The sequence below is a fragment of the Clostridium collagenovorans DSM 3089 genome, from assembly GCF_900130005.1.
In the GTDB taxonomy this organism is placed as follows: domain Bacteria; phylum Bacillota; class Clostridia; order Clostridiales; family Clostridiaceae; genus Clostridium_D; species Clostridium_D collagenovorans.
Genome location: NZ_FQXP01000008.1, coordinates 46,993 through 71,050 on the forward strand (window position 1 = coordinate 46,993; position 24,058 = coordinate 71,050).

A 24,058-nucleotide genomic window follows, 5' to 3' on the forward strand; every position below is an offset into this window, starting at 1 on the left:
ATTAACTAAGGAAAGAAAATTTAAAATAACTATTTGAAATAGTGATTATTTAGCATCTGTAAAATACAGGTGCTTTTTATATTATTCAATATATTAAAGCATATAAAAATTAATAGTATTTATATAAGCAAGGAAAAAGCAAGATTTTAAATATGCTAAAAGGAAAGTAAGTATGGTATATATATAATTGGAGGTGAGTGCCTATGAAAATTGCGAGTTTAATACATGAGCGGATAGCAAGGTATTCATGTAAAGAGGTAAGTGATCTTATTAAGGACTTTCATGTATCGGAAAGTGGATATAAGGAAGAAGAAATACTTGAAAGTCGGGAAGAATATGGAAGCAATATTCTTACTAAGAAAAAAACAGATACAGTTTGGTATAGAATGCGTAGAGCTTTTATAAATCCTTTTACTATTATTTTATGTTGCCTTGCTAGTATTTCCTTCATTACGGATGTGCTATTAAAATCAAACTTTAGTAAAAACATAACTACATCCTTAATAATTATTTGCATGCTTTTAATTAGTGGAAGTGTAAGATTTATTCAGGAGATGCGATCTAAAAAGGTTTCAGATCGTTTAACTCAACTTGTTAGCACAACTGCTATGGTACGAAGAGATAATTCATGGAAAAATATAAATTCAGATGAGTTAGTTGTTGGGGATAGGGTGCGCTTGCGTGCTGGAGATTGTGTACCAGCAGATATTAGATTGACATTGGCAGAGGATTTATTTGTTTCTCAATCAGCTATTACTGGTGAGAGTACTCTGCTTGAAAAGGATATAAGTACTTTATCAAAGGAAAACAAGCAAAGTTATACAAGTTATAATAATGTTGTATTTATGGGTTCATCAGTAATTGGTGGTAACGCTGAGGGAGTTGTTCTTGCAGTTGGCAAGGATACTGCATACGGTGAAATATGGATTTCAGGAAATATTAGAAAAAGCGGTTTTGAAAAGGGTGCAAATTCTATTGCGTGGGTATTGATTAGATTTATGATGGTTCTTGTTCCTATAGTCTTCATAGCTGGTGGTCTTACAAAGGGTGATTGGGTTTCATCATTTTTATTTGCACTTTCAGTTGCAGTAGGTCTTACACCAGAAATGCTTCCAATGGTCATAAATGCTTGTCTTGCAAAAGGAAGCGCTTCTATGATGAAGAAGGAAACAGTTGTTAAGAATATTAATGCAATGCAAGAACTTGGAAGTATGGATATTCTTTGTGTAGATAAAACAGGTACACTTACTGGAGATACTGTTTTACTAGAATATTATATAGATATACTTGGAAATGAGAGCAATAAGGTTTTAGAGTATGCTTATTTGAATAGCCTTTATCATACAGGAGTTCAGAATCATTTAGATACAGCGATTCTTAAAGTTCCTACTATGTTAAGTCAGGAAGAGTATTTTGAAGATTTAGCAAAACAGCATTCTAAACTAGATGAATTTCCTTTTGACTATGAACGTAAATTTGTAAGTGCATTGGTTAAGGGTAAGGATGAAAATTTACTTTTAATTAAGGGCAGCATTGAACAAGTTTGCAATCGTTGCCGTTATGTTGAATATCAAGGTAAGGTAGTAGAAATAGAGGGTGATACCTTTGAAGGGGTTCATGCTATTGTTGATGAAATGTTAGAGGATGGTATGAAGGTTTTAGCTGTAGCTTATAAATTACAGTCAAATAAGAATATGAGCAAAGATGATGAGCAGGACTTTATTTTACTTGGATACTTAGCTTTTTTTGATGCACCAAAGCAAAGTGCTATAAGTGCTATTGAGAAGTTGAAATCACTTCATGTTGATGTAAAGGTTTTAACAGGTGATCAAAAAAGTATTGCTATTTCTATTTGTCGTAGATTAGGTTTGGGAATATCAGCTTTAACAGGAGCAGAGTTAGAGGAGCTCTCTGAGGATGAGTTACCTATTAGAATAGAACAAACTACTATTTTTGCTGAGCTTTCACCAAGGCAAAAGTCTCGTATTGTTAAGATACTACAAAACAATGGGCATATAGTAGGGTATCTAGGAGATGGAATGAATGATTTAAGTTCAATTATAGAAGCGGATGTTGGAATTTCTGTTGAAAATGCAGTGGAAGCAGTTCAGGAAAGTGCTGATGTAATTTTACTTAAAAAGGATTTAAATGTATTAGAGGAGGGTGTTTTAGAGGGAAGAAAGGCCTTTGCCAATATGTCTAAGTATATAAAAATCACGGCATCTTCAAACTTTGGAAACATTTTATCTATTGTGTTTGCTAGTATATTTCTACCTTTCTTACCTATGTTGTCTGTACAACTGCTATTATTAAATTTACTTTATGATATTTTATGTCTTGTACTTCCATGGGATAATGTTGATGAGGATATTTATTCCTTGCCAAGAGAATGGTCTGGAAGAACACTTGGACGATTTATGAGGTTTTTTGGACCTATAAGTTCAATATTTGATATAGTTACTTTTGGATTCTTATATTTTATAGTTTGTCCTAAGATTTGTGGAGGAACTTTTAACATGCTTATAGAGACAAGTAGTCAGTTAAAGTTTATTACTACTTTTCAAACGGGGTGGTTTTTAGAATCCATGTGGACCCAGGTGTTAATTCTTCATTTACTTCGTACAAGAAAAATTCCGCTTTTACAAAGTAGGCCATCACGTCAAGTTATAGCAGTAACTATTTTAGGTATAGGATTGTTTACAGCGCTTATCTTTACACCTTTTGGGGCGTTGTTTGGTTTAGAGCCTCTACCTGTATATTATTTTATGTTTTTGTTAAGTATTGTAATACTTTATATGTTATTGATTTCTTTTGCAAAGGTTTATTATGTGCGAAAGTATCATGAACTAATCTGAGAAAGGAGTATATGCCATGAAAAAAAATATTGGCTTTATAAACCTAGATTTTTCCTTATTAGATTGGCTATGTGAGGAACTTCGTACTTCTCCTTCAGAGATAACAGGTGCAGAGGAGTTTTTAGAGGTTTTAAAGGATCTACAACGCGGCAAGTGTGATTCAGTAATACTTGAAGTGAATGAAGAAGATGTTCCTAGTTTAAATGATAGAGTAATTACTTGCGGTATACTTTCAATTTACCCTAAGGCTAGAAAGGTATTACGGGAAGGAAAGGAAGTTTTTCTTACACCAAAGGAATTTGATCTTTTGTATTTTCTTGCTCTTAATCGTGGAGAGGTATTTACTAAGGAGCAAATTTATCAAGCTGTATGGGAAGGAGATTATTTATTGGACAGTAGCAATATTATGGCTTTTATAAGAAAGTTAAGGAAAAAAATAGAACCAAACCCCGATGCACCTGAGTATATACAAACTATCTGGGGAATTGGATATAAATTTAATGATAAAGAATAATGAGAACTATCATGTGAAGGATGTTGCCTATCATATGATAGTTTTTTTCTTGCGAAATCGCAAGAGAATCGCAAGACTTTGGACATGTTAATCCTAGGGGTATTTTCTTATACTAAATAAGAGGATAAGTTGATATTTTAATACTTCTAAAGCATTGTATTTAAATCATTTAGAGAGTAGTTATATTAATGGAGAAAAGGTGGAGGTTTATGCTGAGTATCTTTTCCTTAGAAAGCCTAAGGAATATGTTTTAGAAGCTATTGTGAGAAATGCTTTAGAAATTAAAGAGGTGCTTAGTGCTGGCTGGGAAATGCTGTAGATAAGGAGGGAGCAATGAGATTTAAGGAAAGGTTATTAGAAATAATACTAACTATTTATGTTATTACAGCTATGCTTGTTGTCCTATGGCATTTTGCTTTTCCAGAGAAAGGAATTTTACAAGTTGTAATTTTTCAAAGAGTAACTTTAGGGCTACAGATTTTTATAGTAGGAATTTTTCTCACTCTTATTCATCAGTGGTACAAGCTTCAAAAAATAAAAGCAGAGATACAGAAGTGTAAATACAAAAGAAATTTACAAACAAGAAGAGGTGAAGGTATGAAATGAATATTACAAGTATTTGCTTTGGATTAGTATTTTTAATTGGAGGAATTATTTTCTTTCTTGGAAGAGGTCATATTAAGCTTTCAGCTTGGAAGGCTATGTCTGATAAGGAGAAAAGTCAAATTAATATAAAACCTTTATGTCACAATATTGGTGCAATGATTATGATATGCGGAGTTATTTTTCTGGTAAGCGGTTTATGGGGTAGGTTTCAGGATAAGTTTTTTATATGGAGTATGATACTTTGGCTTATAGCAGCTGGTACTGATGTGTATTTTATTGGAAAAAGTAAAAGGTATATAAATAAATAATACCCTTATATGAGGTTTAAATAGATATTTTAGTTAAAGAAAGGATGGTGAGGCATATGGATTCTTATGATGCCACCGAGAAGATTTGCAAGACTACCAATCTGAGTATTAAGCAGAGGAATGTTGTCTGAGAAAGCAGATATGGTATCTTGCTATGCTATGTAATTTAAGTATAGGGAGGTAAGAGAAATGAATACAAAATTAAAAAATAGAATGGAAGCTGTCAAGACAGCAGAAAAGTTTGTATTAAGAGATGCGCAGAATCGTAGACTTAAATTTGCAGCTATGAATTCAACAAAAGAGGTTATGAAAAGTGTTGATGGAACATTAAGAGGGCTTTCTGAAGAAGAGGTTGATTTAAATAGAACAAAGTTTGGAACTAATAAGGTAACACATCAAAAGAAGAAGAGTCTTTTACAGCGTTTATCTGGAGCCTTCATTAATCCATTTACTGCTATATTACTTTGTCTTGCAGTTGTTTCTACACTAACTGATATTATTTTTCCTTACTTTAGCATGTTTGGGAGTTTACCTGAGGATATAGATCCATTAACAGTAATAATAATAATGACTATGGTAATTATTTCTGGTACTTTACGTTTTATACAGGAGTCTCGTAGTGGGAATGCAGCAGAAAAGTTATTAGCTATGATCACAACAACATGTACTGTAGATCGTCAAAATAAAGTTAAAGAAGAAATACCTTTAGATGATTTAGTTGTAGGAGATATTGTGCATTTATCAGCAGGGGATATGATTCCAGCGGATATACGTATTTTAGATGCTAAGGATTTATTTGTAAGTCAAGCTAGTTTGACAGGAGAAAGTGAACCTATAGAGAAAACACTAGCTATAAGTGAACTTAAGGATAATGTAACTGAGTATAATAATATTGCATTTATGGGAAGTAACGTTATTTCAGGAAGTGCATTAGCTGTTGTAGTTACTGTTGGGGATAACACTTTATTTGGATCTATGGCTTCTTCTGTTGCAGGAGAGGCAGTTGAAACAAACTTTACAAAGGGCGTTAATGCAGTTTCCTGGGTGTTAATTCGTTTTATGTTAGTTATGGTTCCAATAGTTTTTTTCACTAATGGTATTACTAAGGGCGATTGGTTAGATGCATTTTTATTTGCCATATCAATTGCAGTAGGGTTAACACCAGAAATGTTACCTATGATTGTAACAACTTGCCTTGCAAAGGGTGCCATTTCAATGAGCAAAAAGAAAACCATTGTTAAAAACTTAAATTCTATTCAGAATTTTGGTGCTATAGATATTCTTTGTACAGATAAAACTGGTACATTGACTCAAGATAAGGTAGTGTTAGAGTATCATTTAGATGTTATGGGAGAAGAAGATACACGTGTATTACGTCATGCTTATTTAAATAGTTATTTTCAAACAGGATATAAAAATTTAATGGATATTGCAATTATACAAAAAACAGAAGAAGAAGAAGAGGAAAATCCACAATTAATGGATCTTTCAAGTGCTTATGTTAAGGTAGATGAAATACCATTTGATTTTGTACGTCGTCGTTTATCTACAGTTGTACAAGATAAGAATGGAAAGACACAAATGGTTACAAAGGGTGCAGTAGAAGAGATGCTTTCTGTTTGTAAGTTTGCAGAATATAAAGGAAAAGTAGAACCTTTAACTGCTAAGATAAAGAAAAGCATTTTAGCTACAGTAGATGAGTTAAATGAAAATGGATTTCGTGTACTTGCTATTGCACAAAAGAGCAATCCATCACCAGTAGGCGCCTTTGGGGTAAAAGATGAATGTGATATGGTATTATTAGGTTATTTAGCTTTCTTAGATCCTCCAAAGGAATCAACTGCTGAGGCAATAAAAGCATTGATGGAACATGGAGTTTCTACAAAGGTTCTTACTGGGGACAATGATAAAGTGACTCGTACTATTTGTAAACAGGTTGGACTTGATGTAAGAGATATGCTTTTAGGATCTGATTTAGACAATATGAATGATGAGGAATTAGCTAGGGTAGCAGAAAAAACAGATGTATTTGCCAAGCTTTCACCTGATCAAAAGGCTAGAGTTGTATCAGTATTACGTAGTCTTGGTCATACAGTAGGCTTTATGGGTGATGGTATAAATGATGCAGCTGCAATGAAATCAGCAGATATAGGAATTTCTGTTGATACAGCAGTAGATATTGCTAAAGAGTCAGCAGATATAATACTACTAGAAAAAGATTTAATGGTTTTAGAAGAAGGAATTATCGAAGGTAGAAAAACCTATGCAAATATGATTAAGTATATTAAGATGACTGCTTCATCTAACTTTGGGAATATGTTCTCAGTACTTGCGGCATCTGCATTACTTCCATTTCTTCCAATGATGAGTGTACATTTGATTTTCTTAAATTTAATTTATGATTTATCATGTACTGCTATTCCTTGGGATAATGTTGATGAAGAATTCCTTAAGATTCCACGTAAATGGGATGCTTCTTCAGTAGGTAGTTTTATGATTTGGATTGGGCCAACTAGTTCAATTTTCGATTTTACAACTTATCTTTTCATGTACTTTGTATTCTGCCCAATATTTGTTTCAAATGGTGTGTTATATAGTGATTTAGCAAATCACTTCAGTGGAGCACAACTTATACAAATGCAAGATGCTTATATTGGTATGTTCCAAGCAGGTTGGTTTGTAGAATCAATGTGGAGTCAAACTCTTGTAATTCATATGATACGTACAGCTAAGATTCCATTTATTCAAAGCCGTGCTTCAGCTTCATTAACAGTATTAACATTTACAGGTATTGCTGTATTAACAGTAATTCCATTCACAGCTTTTGGTGCATCCTTAGGATTTGTAGCATTACCAGCACAGTACTTTATTTATCTAATTCCATGTATTTTAGCATACATGATATTAGCAACAAGTTTAAAGAAAGCATATGTGAAGTGTTATGGTGAATTACTATAATGAAGGAGGGGTATTATGAACTTTACTAATATATTTAAAAATATGTGGTTACAGTTATTTGGAAGTACAGAGTTCATGGGTTTAAATGTAGGATTTTGGGTAGGTATGATAGTAGTAGCTCTTATAGTGGTTATTGAAAACATTGTATTTTGGAACGTAAAACCTAAGAAAAAAGGATTCAAGACGGAATTAAAGCCTAAAAGAATTTCTAATTAAATATATATATTTAGCACCTGTGGAATGCAGGTGCTATTTAAATTACTTTATAAAAGTATTAAAGTAAATATTTACATAAAAAATCTTATTTGTTAAAATAAACAAGAGTATAAAGACATATTAAATAAATTAGGCATTTGTAAAATATAAGAAAAGTATTTTGAAGTTATTTATAAGAATTATATATGCTTATAAGAGTTAGGGAAAGGTAAGTACTATGGAGTGTAAGGTTTATAAATTAAATGAATTAAAGAATTATAGATATGTTGTTGTTCTTTCTAAGTATGAAGGAAAAATCTTATTAAGTCGTCATAAAGAACGTGATACTTGGGAGACTCAAGGAGGACATATTGAAAAGGGCGAAACTCCGCTTGAGGCAGCTAAGAGAGAGTTGTTTGAAGAATCTGGGGCTGTAGAATTTTCAATTAAGCCGATTTTTGATTATTGGGCAGGAGATGATGAGGGAAGTTCTACAGGAGTAGTATTTTTTGCAGAAATAACTGAGCTATCAAATATGCCAGAGAGCGAAATGGAAGAGGTTAAGACTTTTTCTGAATTACCTAAGGAATTAACATATCCAGATATAGCTCAAGTACTTTTTGCAAGTGCAAAGGAATTATTTAATTAAAAAAATAGTTATAGGTTTATAAAAATGTTAACATGGGGGGAAGAAAAGAATGGGATTATTTAATAAACTGAGTGAGCCTATTTTTCTTAAGGAAAACAGTGAGGCAGAAAAGCAACTGGAGAAACTTAAAGAATTAGAAACATTACTTAATGAAGAGGGGAGGGCTATACTTAAACAGGATATAAAGTGTCTTGAATATGGAATTATAGGAGAAAAAAATATTGCTTTTGAGCTGAAAAATAGTCATATGCCTATGTACATACTACATGATGTATATTTAGAGTATGAAGATTTTAGTGCACAGATAGATTATCTTGTCTTTACAAAGAAATTATGCTTTGTTATTGAATGCAAAAATCTTTATGGTAATATAGAAATTAATAATTCGGGAGATTTTATACGTACTTTGGAATTTGGGGTTAAAAGGAAGAAGGAAGGGATTTACTCTCCTATAACTCAGAATCAACGTCACTTAGAATTAATGAAAAAAATTAAATTAGAGCAAAAAAGTAATGTTTTAACTAAGTTTATGGTTGAAAAGAGTTTTGAAAACATAAATAAATCAGTAGTTGTATTAGCTAATCCTAAGACAGTTTTAAATGCGAAATTCGCAAAGAAAGAAATAAAAGATAAAGTCATTCGTGCAGACCAATTAGTAAAATACATAAAAGAAATGAATGATGCTTCTAAAGAAGCAACCACATCAGATGATAAAATGTTATCATGGGCAAAATCATATTTAGATCTACATAAGGATGTTGAAAGAGACTACACTGCAAAATATGAACAATATAAATTAGATAAATATATTTCATCTATAGAGAATACAAAAATCAAGAAAAATAAAGAACCAGAAGATATTGACCACTCTAAAGAGGGTAAGGAACTTAAAGAAATTGAGGAAAATAAAAAAATTAAAAAATGTGAAGAATTTAAAAAAACTGAAACAAGTGAGAAATCTACAAAATCCCAAGATGTAATTATTGAAGACACAGAGATTTTCAAAGAATTAAAGGTATATAGATTAAATAAAAGTCGTACAGAAAAGGTGAAACCATATTTTATATATAATGATAGTCAATTAAAAGATTTAATTTCCAAGATGCCACAAAATAAAGAAGAACTGAAGTTAGTAGCTGGCTTTGGTGAGGTGAAAACAAATAAATATGGAGAAGAGATTTTAGCCATTATAAATAAGTATGAATGTATTAAATAAATATAAAAAACTCATAAACTAAGGTCTATGAGTTTTTTATTTAGGTTATATTTAAAGAAGTGTAGCAAAAAAGCATTTAGACATTAGAATGGAATTAAGGAATATAATGAGTTTAATATTTAAAAGAAGTAATAAAATACTAATTTTAAAGGAGATTGCTAAGATGTCTAATTGTAATTTATGTGAGGAGAATAAAAGCTTTAAAAAGTTTTTAGTCATCTGGTTTGGTCAATTTATATCCATACTTGGGTCAGGCCTTTCATCCTTTGGTTTATCGGTGTGGATTTTTTATGAAACGGGTAGTGCTACCCCCTTCGCTTTATCATTTTTATGTACGACGATACCAATAATTATTTTTGCACCAATTGCAGGGTCTTTTGCAGATAGAAAAAAACGTAAATATATAATTATGGTAACAGATACCTTAGATGCTGTATTAAAGGTTATAATGGTAGTATTATTACTATTACAAATAATGAAGGTATGGATGGTTTACCCTATTTTATTTATATCTTCTACTTTATCCACATTTCAAGGACCTGCCTTCAGTGCGTCAATACCAATGATTGTATCTAAAAATAAATTAAGTCGTGCCAATGGTATGATTCAGTTTTCAAGAGCAGCTCAAAACATGTTAGCTCCAGTTTTTGCAGGGGCATTATACCCAATCTTAAATTTAAGTGGTTTGTTAGTTATTGATTTTATATCTTTCTTTTTTGCAATAGCTACAATTGCTGTTATTAAAATTCCACAACATAAGGTTAATAAAGAAAATTTATCTTTTTTTAATACAGTGATTAGAGATTTCAAATTTGCATGGAATTATTTATATGAAAAGAAGGGATTTATAAGTTTATTGTTTTCATTTTCAGGATTAAATTTTATTGCGATTACATCATTAATTTTATTAGGACCTATGATTTTAGCTAATTATAATGCATCAATTTACGGAACAATAGAAGCTGTGTATGGATTTTCAATGATTTTAGGAGGAGCTTTATCAGGAATTTTACCTAATACAAATAAAAAGATAAGAACTATTTTTATGGCATTAGGCTTTTCAGGTGTAGGACTTATTATTGCAGGATCATCTCCAAGATGGTATGTAATTGGAAGTGGATTTTTTATCTTTGCACTTTTAGTACCCTATGCCAATACATTGCTTGACACATTGTTTCAAAGTAAAATTGAACCTAGTGTTTTAGGAAGGGTATCAGCTTTAGTGAGTGCTATATTAAGTAGTGTAACGCCAATTGCATGTATGCTAGCAGGTCCACTTGCTGATGATATTTTTGAACCCTTAATGAGTGAGGGAGGGATTTTAGGAAATAGCTTTATAGGCAATTTAATTGGTTGTGGGACAGGAAGAGGTATAGGATTTTTATTTATTTTATGTGGAATAATTCTTATTTTAAGCTGTATTTTAATGATTTTTAATAAAAATGCTAATACTCTTGAAGAGAGAATACCAGATGTTGCAGAGTAAATGTTCATATTTACTAATTGTAAAGAGATAGAATTTCAAATAGGTTGATTTTAAGTTGAAATTTTTACATTATATTTGGTATAATACCTATAATTTAATAAAAAAATTTAGTATATTTTAAATAAAAATAATATTTTAGAGAAATATAGAGAAAAATATATAAGTAAATTAAAGGATATATAGGAGTATATGTTGAATAATAAAGGTGTGAAACAATTATAGTATAATCAAATGCTTTATAAAAATTTGATTATAAATATGAATATACCTAATATATAAGCAAAAGAATTTATATAATGTAAGGATGACATAAGGTAAAATTTATATTATTGGATTCAAAAGTTGATACTTTTAGTTTAATAGCAAAGATATATTTAAATGATAAGACATGTATATGAATAATATAAATGTGACAAAAATATAGAAGAGTTGTTTTTTATATGATTGTCACATTTATTAATATATAAATCAAAAAAATGAGGTGTAAAATATATGGAAACATATTCTAAACAAGATGCGGGAGCTTATGGGCAAATAGGTATAATTTCTTTAGAAAGTAGCAAGGAGTTAGGGGAAAAAATCAATAGCTATCTAATTAAAGAAAGAAATGAAAATAACTTTGATGGACCGTCCCAAGAAAGCTACATGATACCAGTTAAAGAAATTAGATTTTCAAATGGTGAGGGAAAAATTGTTTTAGAGGATACTGCTAGAGGCAAGGACATATATATTATATCCGATATTGGTAATTATAGTTGTACTTATGAAATGTTCGGATTTGAAAATCATAAGAGTCCAGATGATCACTTTCAAGATATAAAAAGGGTGTTATCTGCATTAGGTGGTAAGGCAAGAAGAATAACTGTAATTATGCCGCTATTATATTCTAGTCGTCAACATAGAAGAAAAGGAAGAGAGTCCTTAGACTGTGCAATTGCTTTACAAGAGTTAGAAAGACTAGGGGTTCAGGATATTATTACTTTTGACGTGCATGACCCAAATGTTCAAAACTCTATACCTTTAATATCCTTTGATAACTTATATCCTACATATGCAATTGTAAAGGCTTTAATTAATGAAGAGAAGGAACTTATTAATGATAAAAATAAATTTCTTGTCATAAGTCCAGATACAGGTGCAATGGATAGGGCTATATACTATTCTAGTGTTCTAGGACTTGATATAGGATTATTTTATAAAAGAAGAGATTACTCTACTGTAATATCCGGGAAAAATCCTATTGTACAACATGAATATATGGGAAGAAGTATAGAAGGGCAAAATGTAATAATTGTTGATGACATGATTGCTTCTGGAGAATCTATTTTTGATATTGTTAGAGAAGTTAAAAAGCGTGGAGCAAATAAGATATTTGTGGCAACAACTTTTGCATTATTTACAGAAGGAATTAATAAATTCAATGAGCTTTATGAGTCAGGATTAATAGAAAAGGTATACTCAACTAATTTAACTTATATACCAGATGACATAAAAAAATCAGAGTGGTTAAGAGAAGTGGATCTTTCATCTTTTATTGCTAATATAATATATTATTTAAATAATGGTATGTCAATACAGCATTTATTAGATGCTACTGAGAAAATCAGTAAATTAGTAAATAGATAAAAACTATTAGAATATAAGTAAGAGTTTTTATAAAGGCTTTGTGTGATTTCAAAGATAAATATATAAGATAAGAAATCATATAAGTGTAAGAAGCTATGGAAGATAAGGAAAGTTTACTAAAGAGTAATTACTATGAAAATTTTTAATGCACCCCTTTATAATAAAAGCGGTGCATTTTTTATAGTTTAATAAAATCTTTAAATGGAATAGAATATTTTTAGACTAAGAATTATAATATATCTAAGGATTGAATATTAAAATATAGTAATGAAAATCGATGTTGTGGTGTATTTTAAGAAGAATATATCTTATACAAGATTATCAATTTTTATAGTTAGATTTATAAGAGTAATGATATATATGTAAGTAGAAAAAAATAAGAGGGCATAAGAATATTATTAGGATTAGGAGATGAGTAAAATTAATTGGCATAGGATATTAAAGATATTGATATGGGGTATACCTTTAATAGTAGGAATAGGAATATTTTGTTTTTGGCAAAACAATGATATTGTTACAACTAAACATGAATATGTAAATTCCAAGATACCAAAGGCATTTAATGATTTTAAAATAGTTCATATTTCAGATTTACACAATAAGAGATTTGGGAAGAATCAAGAAAAAATCTTAAGCAAAATTCGAGAAAGCAATCCAGATATAATTGTAATTACAGGAGATTTAATTGATAGAAGAAAATATAATTTAGAAGTAGCTATGGAATTTATTAAAGGTGCAAAAGAGATTGCTCCAATATATTATGTGTCAGGAAATCATGAGGCATGGTCAGGTAAATATAGTGAAATAAAAAATAATTTAATAGAAGTAGGAGCAAATGTACTTGATAATGATTATTTAGAGTTAAATAGGGAGAATGAAGTGATTGATATTTTGGGGTTAAAAGATCCTGACTTTTTAACTTCTACATATATTGATGGCACAGATAGTTCAGAAGTGGAATTAAAATTAAAAGAATGGAAAGAGAGAAAGTCATTTAAAATTTTACTTTCCCATAGACCAGAGCTATTTAATTTATATTATGAAAATGATATGGATATAATTTTTTCTGGACATGCTCATGGAGGACAATTTAGAACTCCTTTTGGTGGTGGACTTGTAGCTCCAGATCAAGGATTTTTTCCTAAGTATACAAGTGGAAAGTATAAAAATAACGGATCTACAATGTTTGTAAGTAGGGGACTAGGCAATAGTGTTATGCCTATAAGAATATTTAACAGACCTGAGATTGTAGAGGTAACCTTGATAAATAATAAATAAAAGAACTTGACTATAACCTTAGGGATTAGTTTATCATTGTAATGAGGTGATAAGTATGTTAATTAAGGAAGTATGTTCATTGACGAAGTTAACTAAAAAGGCTATAGAATATTATGAAGAACATAAATTGATTGAAGCTAAGATTTTAAATAATGGATATAGAGATTTTAATGAGAATGATATAGAAACGTTAAAAAAGATTTCAATGTTACGTAAATTAGGCATTGGAGTAGAAGATATTAAAGTGGTGTTACAAGAAAATAAATTTGATTCATTGAATAAAATTATTTTAAAAAGAGAATTAGGAATTCAAAGAGAAAAGGAAAAGCAGAAACTATTAAATAAATTAACTTCTGGAAGTGACTGGGCAGAAATAAAAGAAGGAATTATGGTTATTGAGAAAAATGAAACTATATTAGAAAAACTTATGGATTCTTTTCCAGGATATTATGGTAGGTTCATATGCTTACATTTTTCAAGATTTTTAAATGAGCCAATCCTAACTAAGGAACAAGAGGATGCATATGATGATATAGTAAATTTTCTGGATAATGTGCCAGCTTTACAGTTTCCAGAGGAGTTACAAGAATTTTTAATTGAGAATACAAAGCATATAAACACAATTAATATACGTGAAATGAATGAAAGTACTAAGAAATCTATTGAAAATCCAGATAAGTTTTTAAAAGAAAATAAAGAAATGCTTGAGGAATATTTAAAATACAAACAGTCTGAGGAATATAAACAATCTCCAGTTTATAAAATTCAAGAATTAATGAAAGAATTTAATAGCACTAGTGGATATTATGATATTTTTATTCCATCTATGAAGAGATTAAGTAGAGGCTATGCTGAGTACTATAAACAACTTGAAATAGCTAATGAAAAGTTATTAAAACAATATCCTGAAATAGAAAATTTAAATAAATAATAAGCTTTTAATATATTTTGAAATAATGTAATTAAATTTAAAATATACAGGTATAAAGGAATAAGTAAAAATTATGTATAATTTGTAATAATATTATTGACAATTGTTTAAAAAGTGATAGGATAAAATTAAGAGAGTATGCAATTATAATTTCATAAATTGTCGGGTCAACAAACTACTAATAAATGTGGAGCGTTGTTAAAAGAGGAAGTCGGTTAAAAACCGTACAGACTAATCCCTGCTGTGATGGTGACGAAAGAAGCAGTTAAGCCACTGGAATTTTATATTCTGGGAAGGCGCTTTTAGTAGGATGAACCTAAGTCAGAACAATCTACCCGATATACATAGTAATATTTGCAGGTATAGGCGAATGTTTATTTTTTATACCCTTTTTTATGGTACGTATATTTAAAGGTACTATGAAGCGAGTCTAACTTCTTCTCTGCAAATATAATACTAATTTAAGATATTATACAAATTACTCCTGATACCTAATTATAAAAAAGATAAATTATTAAGGTTATAGCAAAGGAAAAAATCCTTTGAAATAATAAAAATTTAGACATTGGGAGGAGAGTTATTTTTATGAAGAGAAAGAATCACATGAATAACACAAAGGGATTAAAAGCAATTTTATCAATGGTGATGGCTATGCTTATGACAGTAATCATAAGTGTTCCAACATTTGCTTCAAATGCAACAACATCTAGTATACCTGAAAATGTAAATGTTAAGTTTTGTATTTCTCCAACTATAGTAGATTATGGAATGACAATACCTACATCAGGGTATACTAAAGTCAAAAATATGTATGAATCTTCAACATTTACTATTGATAAAAATAGTATTAAAAATTGTCCAGTAGTAAAACCAACAGGTTTTGTAGGCTTATTTGATAATGCTGTTAACTATGTTCCAACGGCTTTTGATGCTATATATAACTCAGCAGTAAATAAAATGGGACAAGCAGCATCACTTTATGAAAAAAACAATTCAGCAAATAAAACTCCATTTATGTATGGATTTGATATGCAATACACAAAGCCGAATGAAAATGGAATATTTATACAAAGTTTATCGGATTTATCCACTTATACCGTTGAGGAACATTATGGAGCTCCAGGTGAAAATTATTGGTTAGGATATTCTTGGGGATTTTATGTAGTACCAGATGGAGCAAAGTTTGATCCAGAACAACCTAATGAAGCATATAAATCAGAGTATTATCCTAATAATATTGATTTACAGGCTAATAAAACATATTACATGATTTATGAGCTATCTATGACTTCATGGTAAAAATATAAATTTAATAAGGTTTAATGAAGATGATTAGGAATGGACATTATAAATAAATTATATAAGGTTCATTCCTTTTACATAGGAGATATAATAATGAAAAAAATAATGAGAAATTTAAGTCTGGTTTTTATCAGTGTATTTTTAGTAGTTACATTAAATATAAATGTAAAGGCTGCTGTAAATAATGACATTCAAATAAAAAACGTAATCTGTGATTCTAATGTAGATAATAAATGTGATAAGGTTATAAAATATGGTGGTAATGATAGTAATGTATTTATCGCTACAACATTAAATGAGAATGGATTCTTAAAAACAGAGGTTCAATTTGATGTAATATTAAATTCAGAAAATGCTGAAATTATTGAAGCAGGAGATTCTTATGGTATACGAGAAGACTATAAAGAGAGCTATGAAGGTGTAGAAAATCATAATTGGAGTATAGAAAAAAATATAGAGCAAGAAGAAAATTCATATACAATAAAGAGTCTTAAGATAAATACAGGTAAAATGGGATTTAGTGGTGTAAGCTATGAAGATGCATATGTCTGTTGGTTTAAAGTAAAAGAAAACTCCAATATTACAACTAAATATTTAGTTATAGATACTAATAGAAAAAATTCAACAGCTAGAATATCGGCAGAATCTATAAGTTTATATAATGCAGAAAACCATTTAGCTTTATATGATAATAAGGGCGATGCTTATAGTATAAGTACAAAAAGTAATAATAAATCCTACATTCAAACTATAGATTTAAAGGATTCTAGTATAAATGCTTTGGCAGTTAAAATAGAGGGAAATATAAAAAAAGAAATAGGTGCACAACAATCAAGTGACTGGTTAAGTTCAGGAGAAAATTATGTAGCTATTAATGGTTCAGATCCAGCAAGATTAGATATTTCTAATTTGAAGGATGGTAATTATTTCAGTCAGGATTTACCTTTAAAAAAAGGAACTAACGTAATTGAGGTAATGTGTAAGTCTAAACCATCAGTAATGGCAGAGACAGAAAAAAAATATAATGGTAAAACATATGTGACACCTTTTTTCGTAAAAGAAGATGTTAAAGAGGGAATAACTTCACTTAAAAATATAAAACAAGCTATGAGAAGAAGTGTAAATTACTATAACTATGTATTTATAGTAAATTGGAATGGTGATGAAAGAAGGGAGGAGAAATCCTCAGATACATCACTTTCAGTGGTTGAAGCAAATGAATTTGTTGCAAAAACTAATACAGAAATGGGTTCTTATCCAGTTGAATTAAAGGATGGAACAGTGGAAAATCCTCATAGGATAGCATTACCTACAACAGAAGGAGAAAGTAGTAAAAAAATACTTTTGGGAGTTACAACAGGTAATCCAGAGGCTACTTGGGAATTAGAAGATAAAAGCTTACAAAGAGGAGATAGAGTAGGAAAATATATAGCTATTGAAGTTAAAGATTTCAAAGATGGAGATTTATTAAAAATAAATGTAAAGGCAGCAAATGGTGATATAAAAGAACATTATTTTAGAATAGTTAGAAAGTCTTCAAGTTGTAATATAAAAGATTTAAAAATTGAAGGTGGAACTTTAAAAGAAGAGATAAGTTCAAATAATAGTCTTTATCATACAGAGGTAGGAAATTCTCAAAGGGTTAATTTAAAGGTAATTCCAGAAGATGGTGCAAGTCTTACTGTTAATGGAAAAGCTATATCTGCAGAAAAAGGATTAGATATAGAAAAAGAGGATTTTGGGAAAATTGTAACAATTGAAGTAACAGCACAGGATGGTGTTTCTAAGAAAAATCATTATATTAATTTCGAGATTGAAGGAGAAAATCAGTTTTTTAAAGTTTCTAAGGATACTATAAAAAACACAGAGGAATTACTAAGTGGATGGAATAATAGACCAGAAAATGAAAAGAAGGATATGGCATCAGAGGGGTATTGGGGAGTATTTAAATCAGTGGCTACTGGAATTCCTTTAGAAGATGCAACAGTATTTGACGTAGAAGATGCAAGTTTTACTCAAGCAACTACCTATGGAGCTGTTATTCTAGAATTAGTAATGTTAGGTGAAAATCCATATGATTTTAAGGGTGTAAATTATGTTAAAGGATTATTGGATTGTGAAAAAGAAGGTGGAGGCTTTGGTCCGTATGCTAATAATATATGGGCACTTATGGGATTAAAAGCGGCTGGGGCAGAAATCCCACAGTATTTGATTGAGACAGTGAAAGGACAAGCACAAGCTGAAACCTTTGATTTAGATATGAGAGGCTGGGCATTTGCAGCAGCAGCACCATATATGACGGAAATGGATATAATTGAAAATCTTAATGATTTAAAAAATAATCAATTAAAAGCTCTTAATGAATTACAAGGTAAATACTGCGATGAAGAAAATATGGGGCTATTTCTTTCAAATACAATGAAAAGTGCTAATACTTATACTAATGGATGTGTGTTATCAGGTATAGCAGCTAATGGTGTCGATCCAGCAACTTTTTATGAAATTAATTACACTAATAAGGATGGAAAGAATATAATAACTAATCCTCTTGATGCAATGAAGCATTTAAAATCATCAGATGGCAAATTTTATAATACATTTAATGATGTAGTAAATCCTGGTATAGTATCAAACCCTGGATTTACAAAGGATCTTATAATTGGATTTGGCGATATTATTAATGGAAGTAATGTATGGGAAAGATATACATTAAATATCTCTAAGGTAAATGAATTACTTAATAAGTCAATCACTCAATATAATTCTATGGAAGAAGGAACTTTAAAGACAAAGCTTGGTAAAGCAATTGATTTATTAAAAGAAGCATTAAGTACTAATAATGAAAAAGTTTCTGGTTTAGGTGATGAATATTGGAACTTACATGAGGCTATGGCAGATATAGATTATTCACTTGTTAATAAACCTAAGGTTAGAATGTGTACTATTAAGGATACTCAGGAAGTAGATAATGTTATATCATTAATTGAAAAAATTGATGAAGAGTCTTACGAAAGCTATAAAGAGGTTTTAGCAGCTAAGGAAGCTTATGACTCACTTGGCGGTTCAGATAGTGAGAAAAAATTAAGGTTACAAGGATATGTAACAAATATAGACAAACTAGAAAATGCAATTGAACATTTTAATTTAATTAATAAAGTTGTAGAGTCTATTAATGAAATTGGAGAAATAAATTTTGATAACTTTACTAGTAAATTAGAAGTTACAAAGAAAGCAAGAGAACTTTATGATAACTTAAGTATTGCTCAACAAAAAATTATTATAAATTATGAAAAACTACAAGAGGCAGAAAATATAATAAAAGACTTTAATGAAATTAAAACTGTTATAGATGAAATTCATAATTTAGGTGAAATTAAAGAGTTATCTCAAGAGCAAAAGGTATTGGATGCAAGAAAGAGATATAATACTCTTACAGAAAAACAAAAATCTTATGTAAATAATTATGAGAAGCTTGAAGAAGCTGAGAAAAAAATTAAAGAGTTAAGAGAAACTCAAAAGCTTATTGAAAAAGTAAATAATGATATAGAGTTACTTAAAAAGCCTTTAGAAGAAACTTCTAAAAATGGAGAGCCAACATGGGATATTTGGTCTTCATGGACTAAATTTGTTAGTGATTTAAGAATTACTTATGGAAATATTCCTGAAGATAGAAGAGAGGATGTTGTGGCTTTAGCTGATTTAGAAAAGGCTGAAAAATATATAGATGAATTACAAATTAAAGATGTTATGAAAGTAATATCAATGCTTCCAAAGGTTGAAGAAATAAGTAGTACTGATGAAAGTGGAAACAAAGTTATTAATATTACTAAGGAACAAATTAAACAAATTGCAGAGGCAAAATCAAAGTATGATAATTTAACAGATAAGCAAAAACAACGTATAAATGAAAATAAAGATTATTTACCTTTAGTTAATAATCTAAAAGAAGTAGATGAAATTGCTAAAAAATATGAAGAGTATATAGAAGCTTATTTGAAATCTTATATAGATGAAGTAGTTAAATTATATGTAGAGTTAGAAAAAGAACCAGTGAATAATAAAAATTTAGAATATGCAAAGAGCATCTTAGAAAAATATGATGTTACCTTTAAAGATTCTAAAACTTATTTAGATAATTTAGTATTAGAAGGTATAGAAAATAAACCTAATTTAAAATTTAAAGAGATTATTGAGGAAATAAGAGTACAAGTTAAAAATACTGAAATGGATTTAAAAAATGCTAAAAATATAGAAGATATGATTTCTAAACTTCCTAATAAAATTACAGTTTCTAATATAAAGGATACAGAAATTAATATTGAAAATATTGATAAGGAATATAACAAATTAAGTGAAAGTGCCAAAACTTATGTATCAAACTATAAGGTTTTAGATGATACAAGAAAACTAGTTTCTCAATTTAAAGAAGACTTAGAAGAAGCTAATAAAGTTAATATGGTTTTTGAAGAAGCTAAGTTAGAAGCTGAAAAAGATTTAAAATCAGAGAAAATCATTTCACTTATAAAAGCGGCAGAAAAATCTTATGAAGCTATGTCCTCATCAGCTAAGGAATTACTTGATAATAAGCTAGTTAAGGATGTTTTAAGTCTAAAGGAGCAAATTAAAAAAGAAATAAATTTAGAAAATAAAAATAATCCTTTGGTTTCTATTTTAGAGGAACTTCCATGGGATGTGAAAATCAAAGTGGATATAATTGATAATAATTCAAAAGAGTATGGTAGCTTATATGATATTCTTAAAAAAGAAAAAGATGCAGAGCTTATGAATTTTATAAGCATAAAAGCTTATAGAGTTATGGAAGACGGATGCACAGAAGAGTATATTCAAGATAATGAATTTACAATAAGATTTAAACTTGAAAATATAGAAAATAGTGAGTTCTATATAGCTCAATTTAAGGAAAATGGAGAGCTAGAATATAAGCTATTTACATTAGAGGAAAATGAAATAACCTTTAAAACAAATAAACTAGGTTCAATAGCAGTAGCTAAAAAAGAAGTTAAGGAAGAAGTAAATGATAAGGAAAATAACAAAGAAGATAATGATAGTGGAAGTATAAATAAAGATGATAAGGAAAATCCAAAAACCAATGATGGATCAAATGCAAAGATGCTTTTATTACTAAGTATTTTATCTTTAGTAGTTATATTAAAATATACTAAAAAAAGAAAAGTAGAATAAAATAATTTTAAAAAGGCTGTATCACTAATAATAAATATGTCAATATATTGTCTTTGTAATTAACTTATAAATACAATATGTTGCATATAAATTTATTTGAGGATACAGCCTTTTTTATGTTAAATTAACCTGTAATATAGGATAAATATTAATATTATTTACTGGTTATACTAAACTTATTTAATTATAGACTTTATAAGAAATAAGTTTGATGAGGAGTATAACTATGAACATATTAATTTTAACAGGAAGTTTTGGAATGGGACATAATTCTTCTGCTATTGCAATTAAGCAAAAATTAAATAAAGAATGTTTAAATTCTAATTGCACAATTGTAGATATAAATAAATATATTTTTCCTATTATACATCCTGTTATATATATGGGATTTAATATAGTAGTTCATAAGTGTCATAAAATCTATAATGTGCTGTATAAAATAACAGAAAGAGAAATAAAAATACCTTTAAGAATAGGTTTTATTAGAAAAATTAGAAGATTGTTAAAGATATATACTCCAGATATGATTATTTCAACTTTGCCTATGAGTTCTAAATTTATATCAGAATATAAAAAGATTTCTAATATAGAAATACCATTAATAACTTGTGCTACAGATATTAGCTTACATAGTGATTGGATTAATTCTAAGACAGATGCTTATTTTGTAGCTACAGAAAAAAACAAAAAAAAATTACTTCAAAAAGGAGTAAAAGAAGAAAATATTTACATTACAGGAATTCCTGTTAGAGAAGAATTTGAAAATCAAAGTGAAGTGTTAAAAGAAACTAATAAAAAGAGTATATTAATTATGGGTGGAGGCTTAGGATTAATCCCATTACATGATAATTTATATGAAGAATTAAGCAAACTTAATAATATCAATATAAGAGTTATTTGTGGAAAAAATAGGAAGGTATTTAAAAGTTTATACGGAAAATATTCTAATATTGATGTTATTTCATATACTGATAAAATTTCTAGATATATGAGAGAGGCAGATATGATTATATCAAAGGCGGGAGGTATAACTTTATTTGAAGCCATTTATTCAGAGATTCCAATAATGGTTTTTAAACCTTTTTTAGAGCAGGAAATAGAAAATGCAGATTTTATAGAGAATAATGGAATTGGAAAGGTAATAAAAGGAGATGAAAAGGAATTATTAGAGGAGGTAAAAAGACTTATTTATGATGAAAATGAATTATTAAAGATGAAAAATAATATGAAGAGTATAATGGGTGAGCTGGATAGTAATAAGATAGTTTCATTAGTAGACGAGTTTAAGGATAGGAGAGAAATGTGATAAAAGTTATTTTAATTATAGGAATGGGATTTTATTTGTATAGCCTTTTACCTACATTATATTATAGAATAAAGATAAGGAAATCCATAGAAAATGGAAAGCATAATAAAAGTATTTTGCTAAGTTTTGATGATGGACCTAGTATAGAGTATACAAATAAGTTATTGGATTTACTCAAAAGGTATAATATTAAAGCAACTTTTTTTGTAGTAGCTAAGAGTGCTAAAGAAAGTCCAGATATAATAAATAGAATATTAAAAGCAGGACACTCATTGGGTATTCACTCATTAGAGCACAAAAATGCTATGTTTCATGGGTATTTTTATACAAAAAATGATTTTAAAGAAACAATAAGTATAGTAAATTCTTTTAAATCAAATGTGGTTTATTATAGACCACCTTGGGGACAAGTAAATTTATTTACATTATATTATGTTAAAAAATATAATCTTAAATTAGTTTTATGGAGTGTTATGGTTGGTGATTGGTCTAAGTATACGACTGTTGAAGACATAGAAAGTCGTTTATTAAATTGGACAAAGTCAGGTTCAGTTATTTGTCTTCATGATGGGAGGGGAGCAATGGGAGCGCCCTTAAGAACTATACAAGCTTTAGAAGAGGTAATACCTAAGTTATTAGAAAAGGGATTTAAATTTTTAAATATAGATGATTTTTATATGGAAAATAATAAGGCTTAATATATTTAATTAGGTAAACTTCACTTATCGTTATTAACTTATAGTGATACACTAGAAGTTAATAACGATAAGTGAAGTTTTAAGATTGCAAAGCATATAAGTAAGATTTTCATAAAGATTATTTATATAGTTTTTTAGGAGGAAGAGGATTGAAGGATAAGAGTAAAATATTTATAGTTGCATCTGTTTTATTATTTATAATTTTAGCTACTGGAGTAAATTTAGGAATTACTTTAGATTCAGAATTGTGGATTTATAATTTTGTAGTTAGGTATATGTCTCCAGGACTAACTAATGTCCTTAAGGTTATAACTAACTTAGGTAGTGCTATTCCTATTATAATTTTTTGTGTGGTTTTGTTTATTATACCTAAATCAAGAAAAACTATAGCATTCCCTGTTTCTATAACGCTTATAGTTTCTACTATATTAAATTCTATTTTAAAAAATTTATTCTTAAGAGAAAGACCTAATATTTTAAGATTAGTACAAGAAAGTAGCTATAGTTTTCCAAGTGGACATTCTATGAGTAGTGCAGCTTTATATACTATTTTAATCTTAGTAACATTAAAATACATAGAAAATAATTATAAAAGAAATATTTTATGTGTATTTTTTGCTTGTATGCCAATTATAATAGGACTAAGTAGAATATATTTAGGAGTACACTATGCCGGTGATGTACTAGGTGGGTGGTTATTAGGATCATCCGTTGCAGTATTAGTATATTCATTATGGTACAAGGAAGAAAAATATAAGCTTAAATATAAATAGTTAGTAGATAAGTTTCAAATAATTTTCTTCATATATAGTTGAATTCTGCTTTGGTCAATAACTAAATTGAAATCTTCTATATAGCTTGATTGATTGAAATAAAAAAATATATAGGGGATTTCATGTATTTAAAAATATATTTAATTAAATAAACT

17 protein-coding genes and 1 riboswitch are annotated in these 24,058 nt (G+C 28.9%); all 17 genes read left to right on the forward strand.

The annotated features are described in order from the left end of the window. The first annotated feature begins 203 nt into the window (after nt 1-203). The 17 genes from mgtA (BUA48_RS10705) to BUA48_RS10785 all read left to right on the forward strand — a co-directional run bounded on the left by mgtA (BUA48_RS10705) (nt 204) and on the right by BUA48_RS10785 (nt 23,903). Complete coding sequence (mgtA, locus tag BUA48_RS10705; protein ID WP_072832057.1) at nt 204-2,855, forward strand: magnesium-translocating P-type ATPase; 2,652 nt, start codon at nt 204-206, stop codon at nt 2,853-2,855. 16 nt (nt 2,856-2,871) lie between these two features. After that, a complete protein-coding gene (locus BUA48_RS10710) occupies nt 2,872-3,369 on the forward strand; it encodes a winged helix-turn-helix domain-containing protein (RefSeq protein ID WP_072832058.1) in 498 nt (165 codons plus the stop codon). 333 nt (nt 3,370-3,702) lie between these two features. Continuing rightward, nucleotides 3,703-3,975: a hypothetical protein gene (locus BUA48_RS10715; RefSeq protein ID WP_072832059.1), complete on the forward strand. Its 273-nt coding sequence runs from the start codon at nt 3,703-3,705 to the stop codon at nt 3,973-3,975. Further along, nucleotides 3,972-4,283: a DUF3784 domain-containing protein gene (locus tag BUA48_RS10720; RefSeq protein ID WP_072832060.1), complete on the forward strand. Its 312-nt coding sequence runs from the start codon at nt 3,972-3,974 to the stop codon at nt 4,281-4,283. Before BUA48_RS10715 ends, BUA48_RS10720 begins: the two co-directional genes overlap by 4 nt. A 189-nt stretch (nt 4,284-4,472) precedes the next feature. Further along, nucleotides 4,473-7,241, forward strand: a complete 2,769-nt coding sequence (gene mgtA, locus BUA48_RS10725; RefSeq protein ID WP_072832061.1) for a magnesium-translocating P-type ATPase — start codon at nt 4,473-4,475, stop codon at nt 7,239-7,241. 15 nt (nt 7,242-7,256) lie between these two features. After that, on the forward strand, nt 7,257-7,457 hold the full coding sequence (locus BUA48_RS10730) for a hypothetical protein (RefSeq protein ID WP_143147709.1): 201 nt from the start codon (nt 7,257-7,259) through the stop codon (nt 7,455-7,457). 217 nt (nt 7,458-7,674) lie between these two features. Further along, nucleotides 7,675-8,085, forward strand: coding sequence for an NUDIX hydrolase (locus tag BUA48_RS10735; RefSeq protein ID WP_072832063.1), 411 nt, complete (start codon nt 7,675-7,677; stop codon nt 8,083-8,085). A gap of 49 nt (nt 8,086-8,134) precedes the next feature. After that, nucleotides 8,135-9,301, forward strand: coding sequence for an HRDC domain-containing protein (locus BUA48_RS10740; protein ID WP_072832064.1), 1,167 nt, complete (start codon nt 8,135-8,137; stop codon nt 9,299-9,301). Between the two features lie 163 nt (nt 9,302-9,464). Beyond that, nucleotides 9,465-10,787 (forward strand): MFS transporter, encoded by a 1,323-nt coding sequence (locus BUA48_RS10745; RefSeq protein ID WP_072832065.1) that lies wholly within the window; start codon nt 9,465-9,467, stop codon nt 10,785-10,787. Nucleotides 10,788-11,279: 492 nt separating this feature from the next. Further along, nucleotides 11,280-12,413 (forward strand): ribose-phosphate pyrophosphokinase, encoded by a 1,134-nt coding sequence (locus tag BUA48_RS10750; RefSeq protein ID WP_072832066.1) that lies wholly within the window; start codon nt 11,280-11,282, stop codon nt 12,411-12,413. Nucleotides 12,414-12,824: 411 nt separating this feature from the next. Then, nucleotides 12,825-13,691, forward strand: a complete 867-nt coding sequence (locus BUA48_RS10755; RefSeq protein ID WP_072832067.1) for a metallophosphoesterase — start codon at nt 12,825-12,827, stop codon at nt 13,689-13,691. Nucleotides 13,692-13,746: 55 nt separating this feature from the next. Continuing rightward, nucleotides 13,747-14,622 carry a MerR family transcriptional regulator gene (locus BUA48_RS10760; RefSeq protein WP_072832068.1) on the forward strand — a complete coding sequence of 292 codons (876 nt, stop codon included), beginning with the start codon at nt 13,747-13,749 and terminating at the stop codon, nt 14,620-14,622. A gap of 147 nt (nt 14,623-14,769) precedes the next feature. Further along, nucleotides 14,770-14,975, forward strand: a riboswitch (cobalamin riboswitch). Between the two features lie 232 nt (nt 14,976-15,207). Further along, a complete protein-coding gene (locus tag BUA48_RS10765) occupies nt 15,208-15,921 on the forward strand; it encodes a hypothetical protein (RefSeq protein ID WP_072832069.1) in 714 nt (237 codons plus the stop codon). 96 nt (nt 15,922-16,017) lie between these two features. Beyond that, nucleotides 16,018-21,126, forward strand: coding sequence for a rhoptry family protein (locus BUA48_RS10770; protein WP_072832070.1), 5,109 nt, complete (start codon nt 16,018-16,020; stop codon nt 21,124-21,126). 226 nt (nt 21,127-21,352) lie between these two features. Continuing rightward, on the forward strand, nt 21,353-22,432 hold the full coding sequence (locus tag BUA48_RS10775) for an MGDG synthase family glycosyltransferase (RefSeq protein ID WP_072832071.1): 1,080 nt from the start codon (nt 21,353-21,355) through the stop codon (nt 22,430-22,432). Further along, on the forward strand, nt 22,429-23,130 hold the full coding sequence (locus BUA48_RS10780; protein WP_072832072.1) for a polysaccharide deacetylase family protein: 702 nt from the start codon (nt 22,429-22,431) through the stop codon (nt 23,128-23,130). The genes BUA48_RS10775 and BUA48_RS10780 overlap by 4 nt, the downstream gene beginning before the upstream one ends. Nucleotides 23,131-23,279: 149 nt before the next feature. After that, nucleotides 23,280-23,903, forward strand: coding sequence for a phosphatase PAP2 family protein (locus BUA48_RS10785; protein WP_072832073.1), 624 nt, complete (start codon nt 23,280-23,282; stop codon nt 23,901-23,903). The last annotated feature ends 155 nt before the right edge of the window (nt 23,904-24,058 follow it).

Coding starts and splice junctions, on each gene's coding strand:
- BUA48_RS10740 (WP_072832064.1), top strand. CDS start 8,135: ATGGGATTATTTAATAAACTGAGTGAGCCTATTTTTCTTAAGGAAAAC.
- BUA48_RS10760 (WP_072832068.1), top strand. CDS start 13,747: ATGTTAATTAAGGAAGTATGTTCATTGACGAAGTTAACTAAAAAGGCT.
- BUA48_RS10775 (WP_072832071.1), top strand. CDS start 21,353: ATGAACATATTAATTTTAACAGGAAGTTTTGGAATGGGACATAATTCT.
- BUA48_RS10745 (WP_072832065.1), top strand. CDS start 9,465: ATGTCTAATTGTAATTTATGTGAGGAGAATAAAAGCTTTAAAAAGTTT.
- BUA48_RS10755 (WP_072832067.1), top strand. CDS start 12,825: ATGAGTAAAATTAATTGGCATAGGATATTAAAGATATTGATATGGGGT.
- mgtA (WP_072832057.1), top strand. CDS start 204: ATGAAAATTGCGAGTTTAATACATGAGCGGATAGCAAGGTATTCATGT.
- BUA48_RS10710 (WP_072832058.1), top strand. CDS start 2,872: ATGAAAAAAAATATTGGCTTTATAAACCTAGATTTTTCCTTATTAGAT.
- BUA48_RS10715 (WP_072832059.1), top strand. CDS start 3,703: ATGAGATTTAAGGAAAGGTTATTAGAAATAATACTAACTATTTATGTT.
- mgtA (WP_072832061.1), top strand. CDS start 4,473: ATGAATACAAAATTAAAAAATAGAATGGAAGCTGTCAAGACAGCAGAA.
- BUA48_RS10765 (WP_072832069.1), top strand. CDS start 15,208: ATGAAGAGAAAGAATCACATGAATAACACAAAGGGATTAAAAGCAATT.
- BUA48_RS10770 (WP_072832070.1), top strand. CDS start 16,018: ATGAAAAAAATAATGAGAAATTTAAGTCTGGTTTTTATCAGTGTATTT.
- BUA48_RS10730 (WP_143147709.1), top strand. CDS start 7,257: ATGAACTTTACTAATATATTTAAAAATATGTGGTTACAGTTATTTGGA.
- BUA48_RS10720 (WP_072832060.1), top strand. CDS start 3,972: ATGAATATTACAAGTATTTGCTTTGGATTAGTATTTTTAATTGGAGGA.
- BUA48_RS10750 (WP_072832066.1), top strand. CDS start 11,280: ATGGAAACATATTCTAAACAAGATGCGGGAGCTTATGGGCAAATAGGT.
- BUA48_RS10735 (WP_072832063.1), top strand. CDS start 7,675: ATGGAGTGTAAGGTTTATAAATTAAATGAATTAAAGAATTATAGATAT.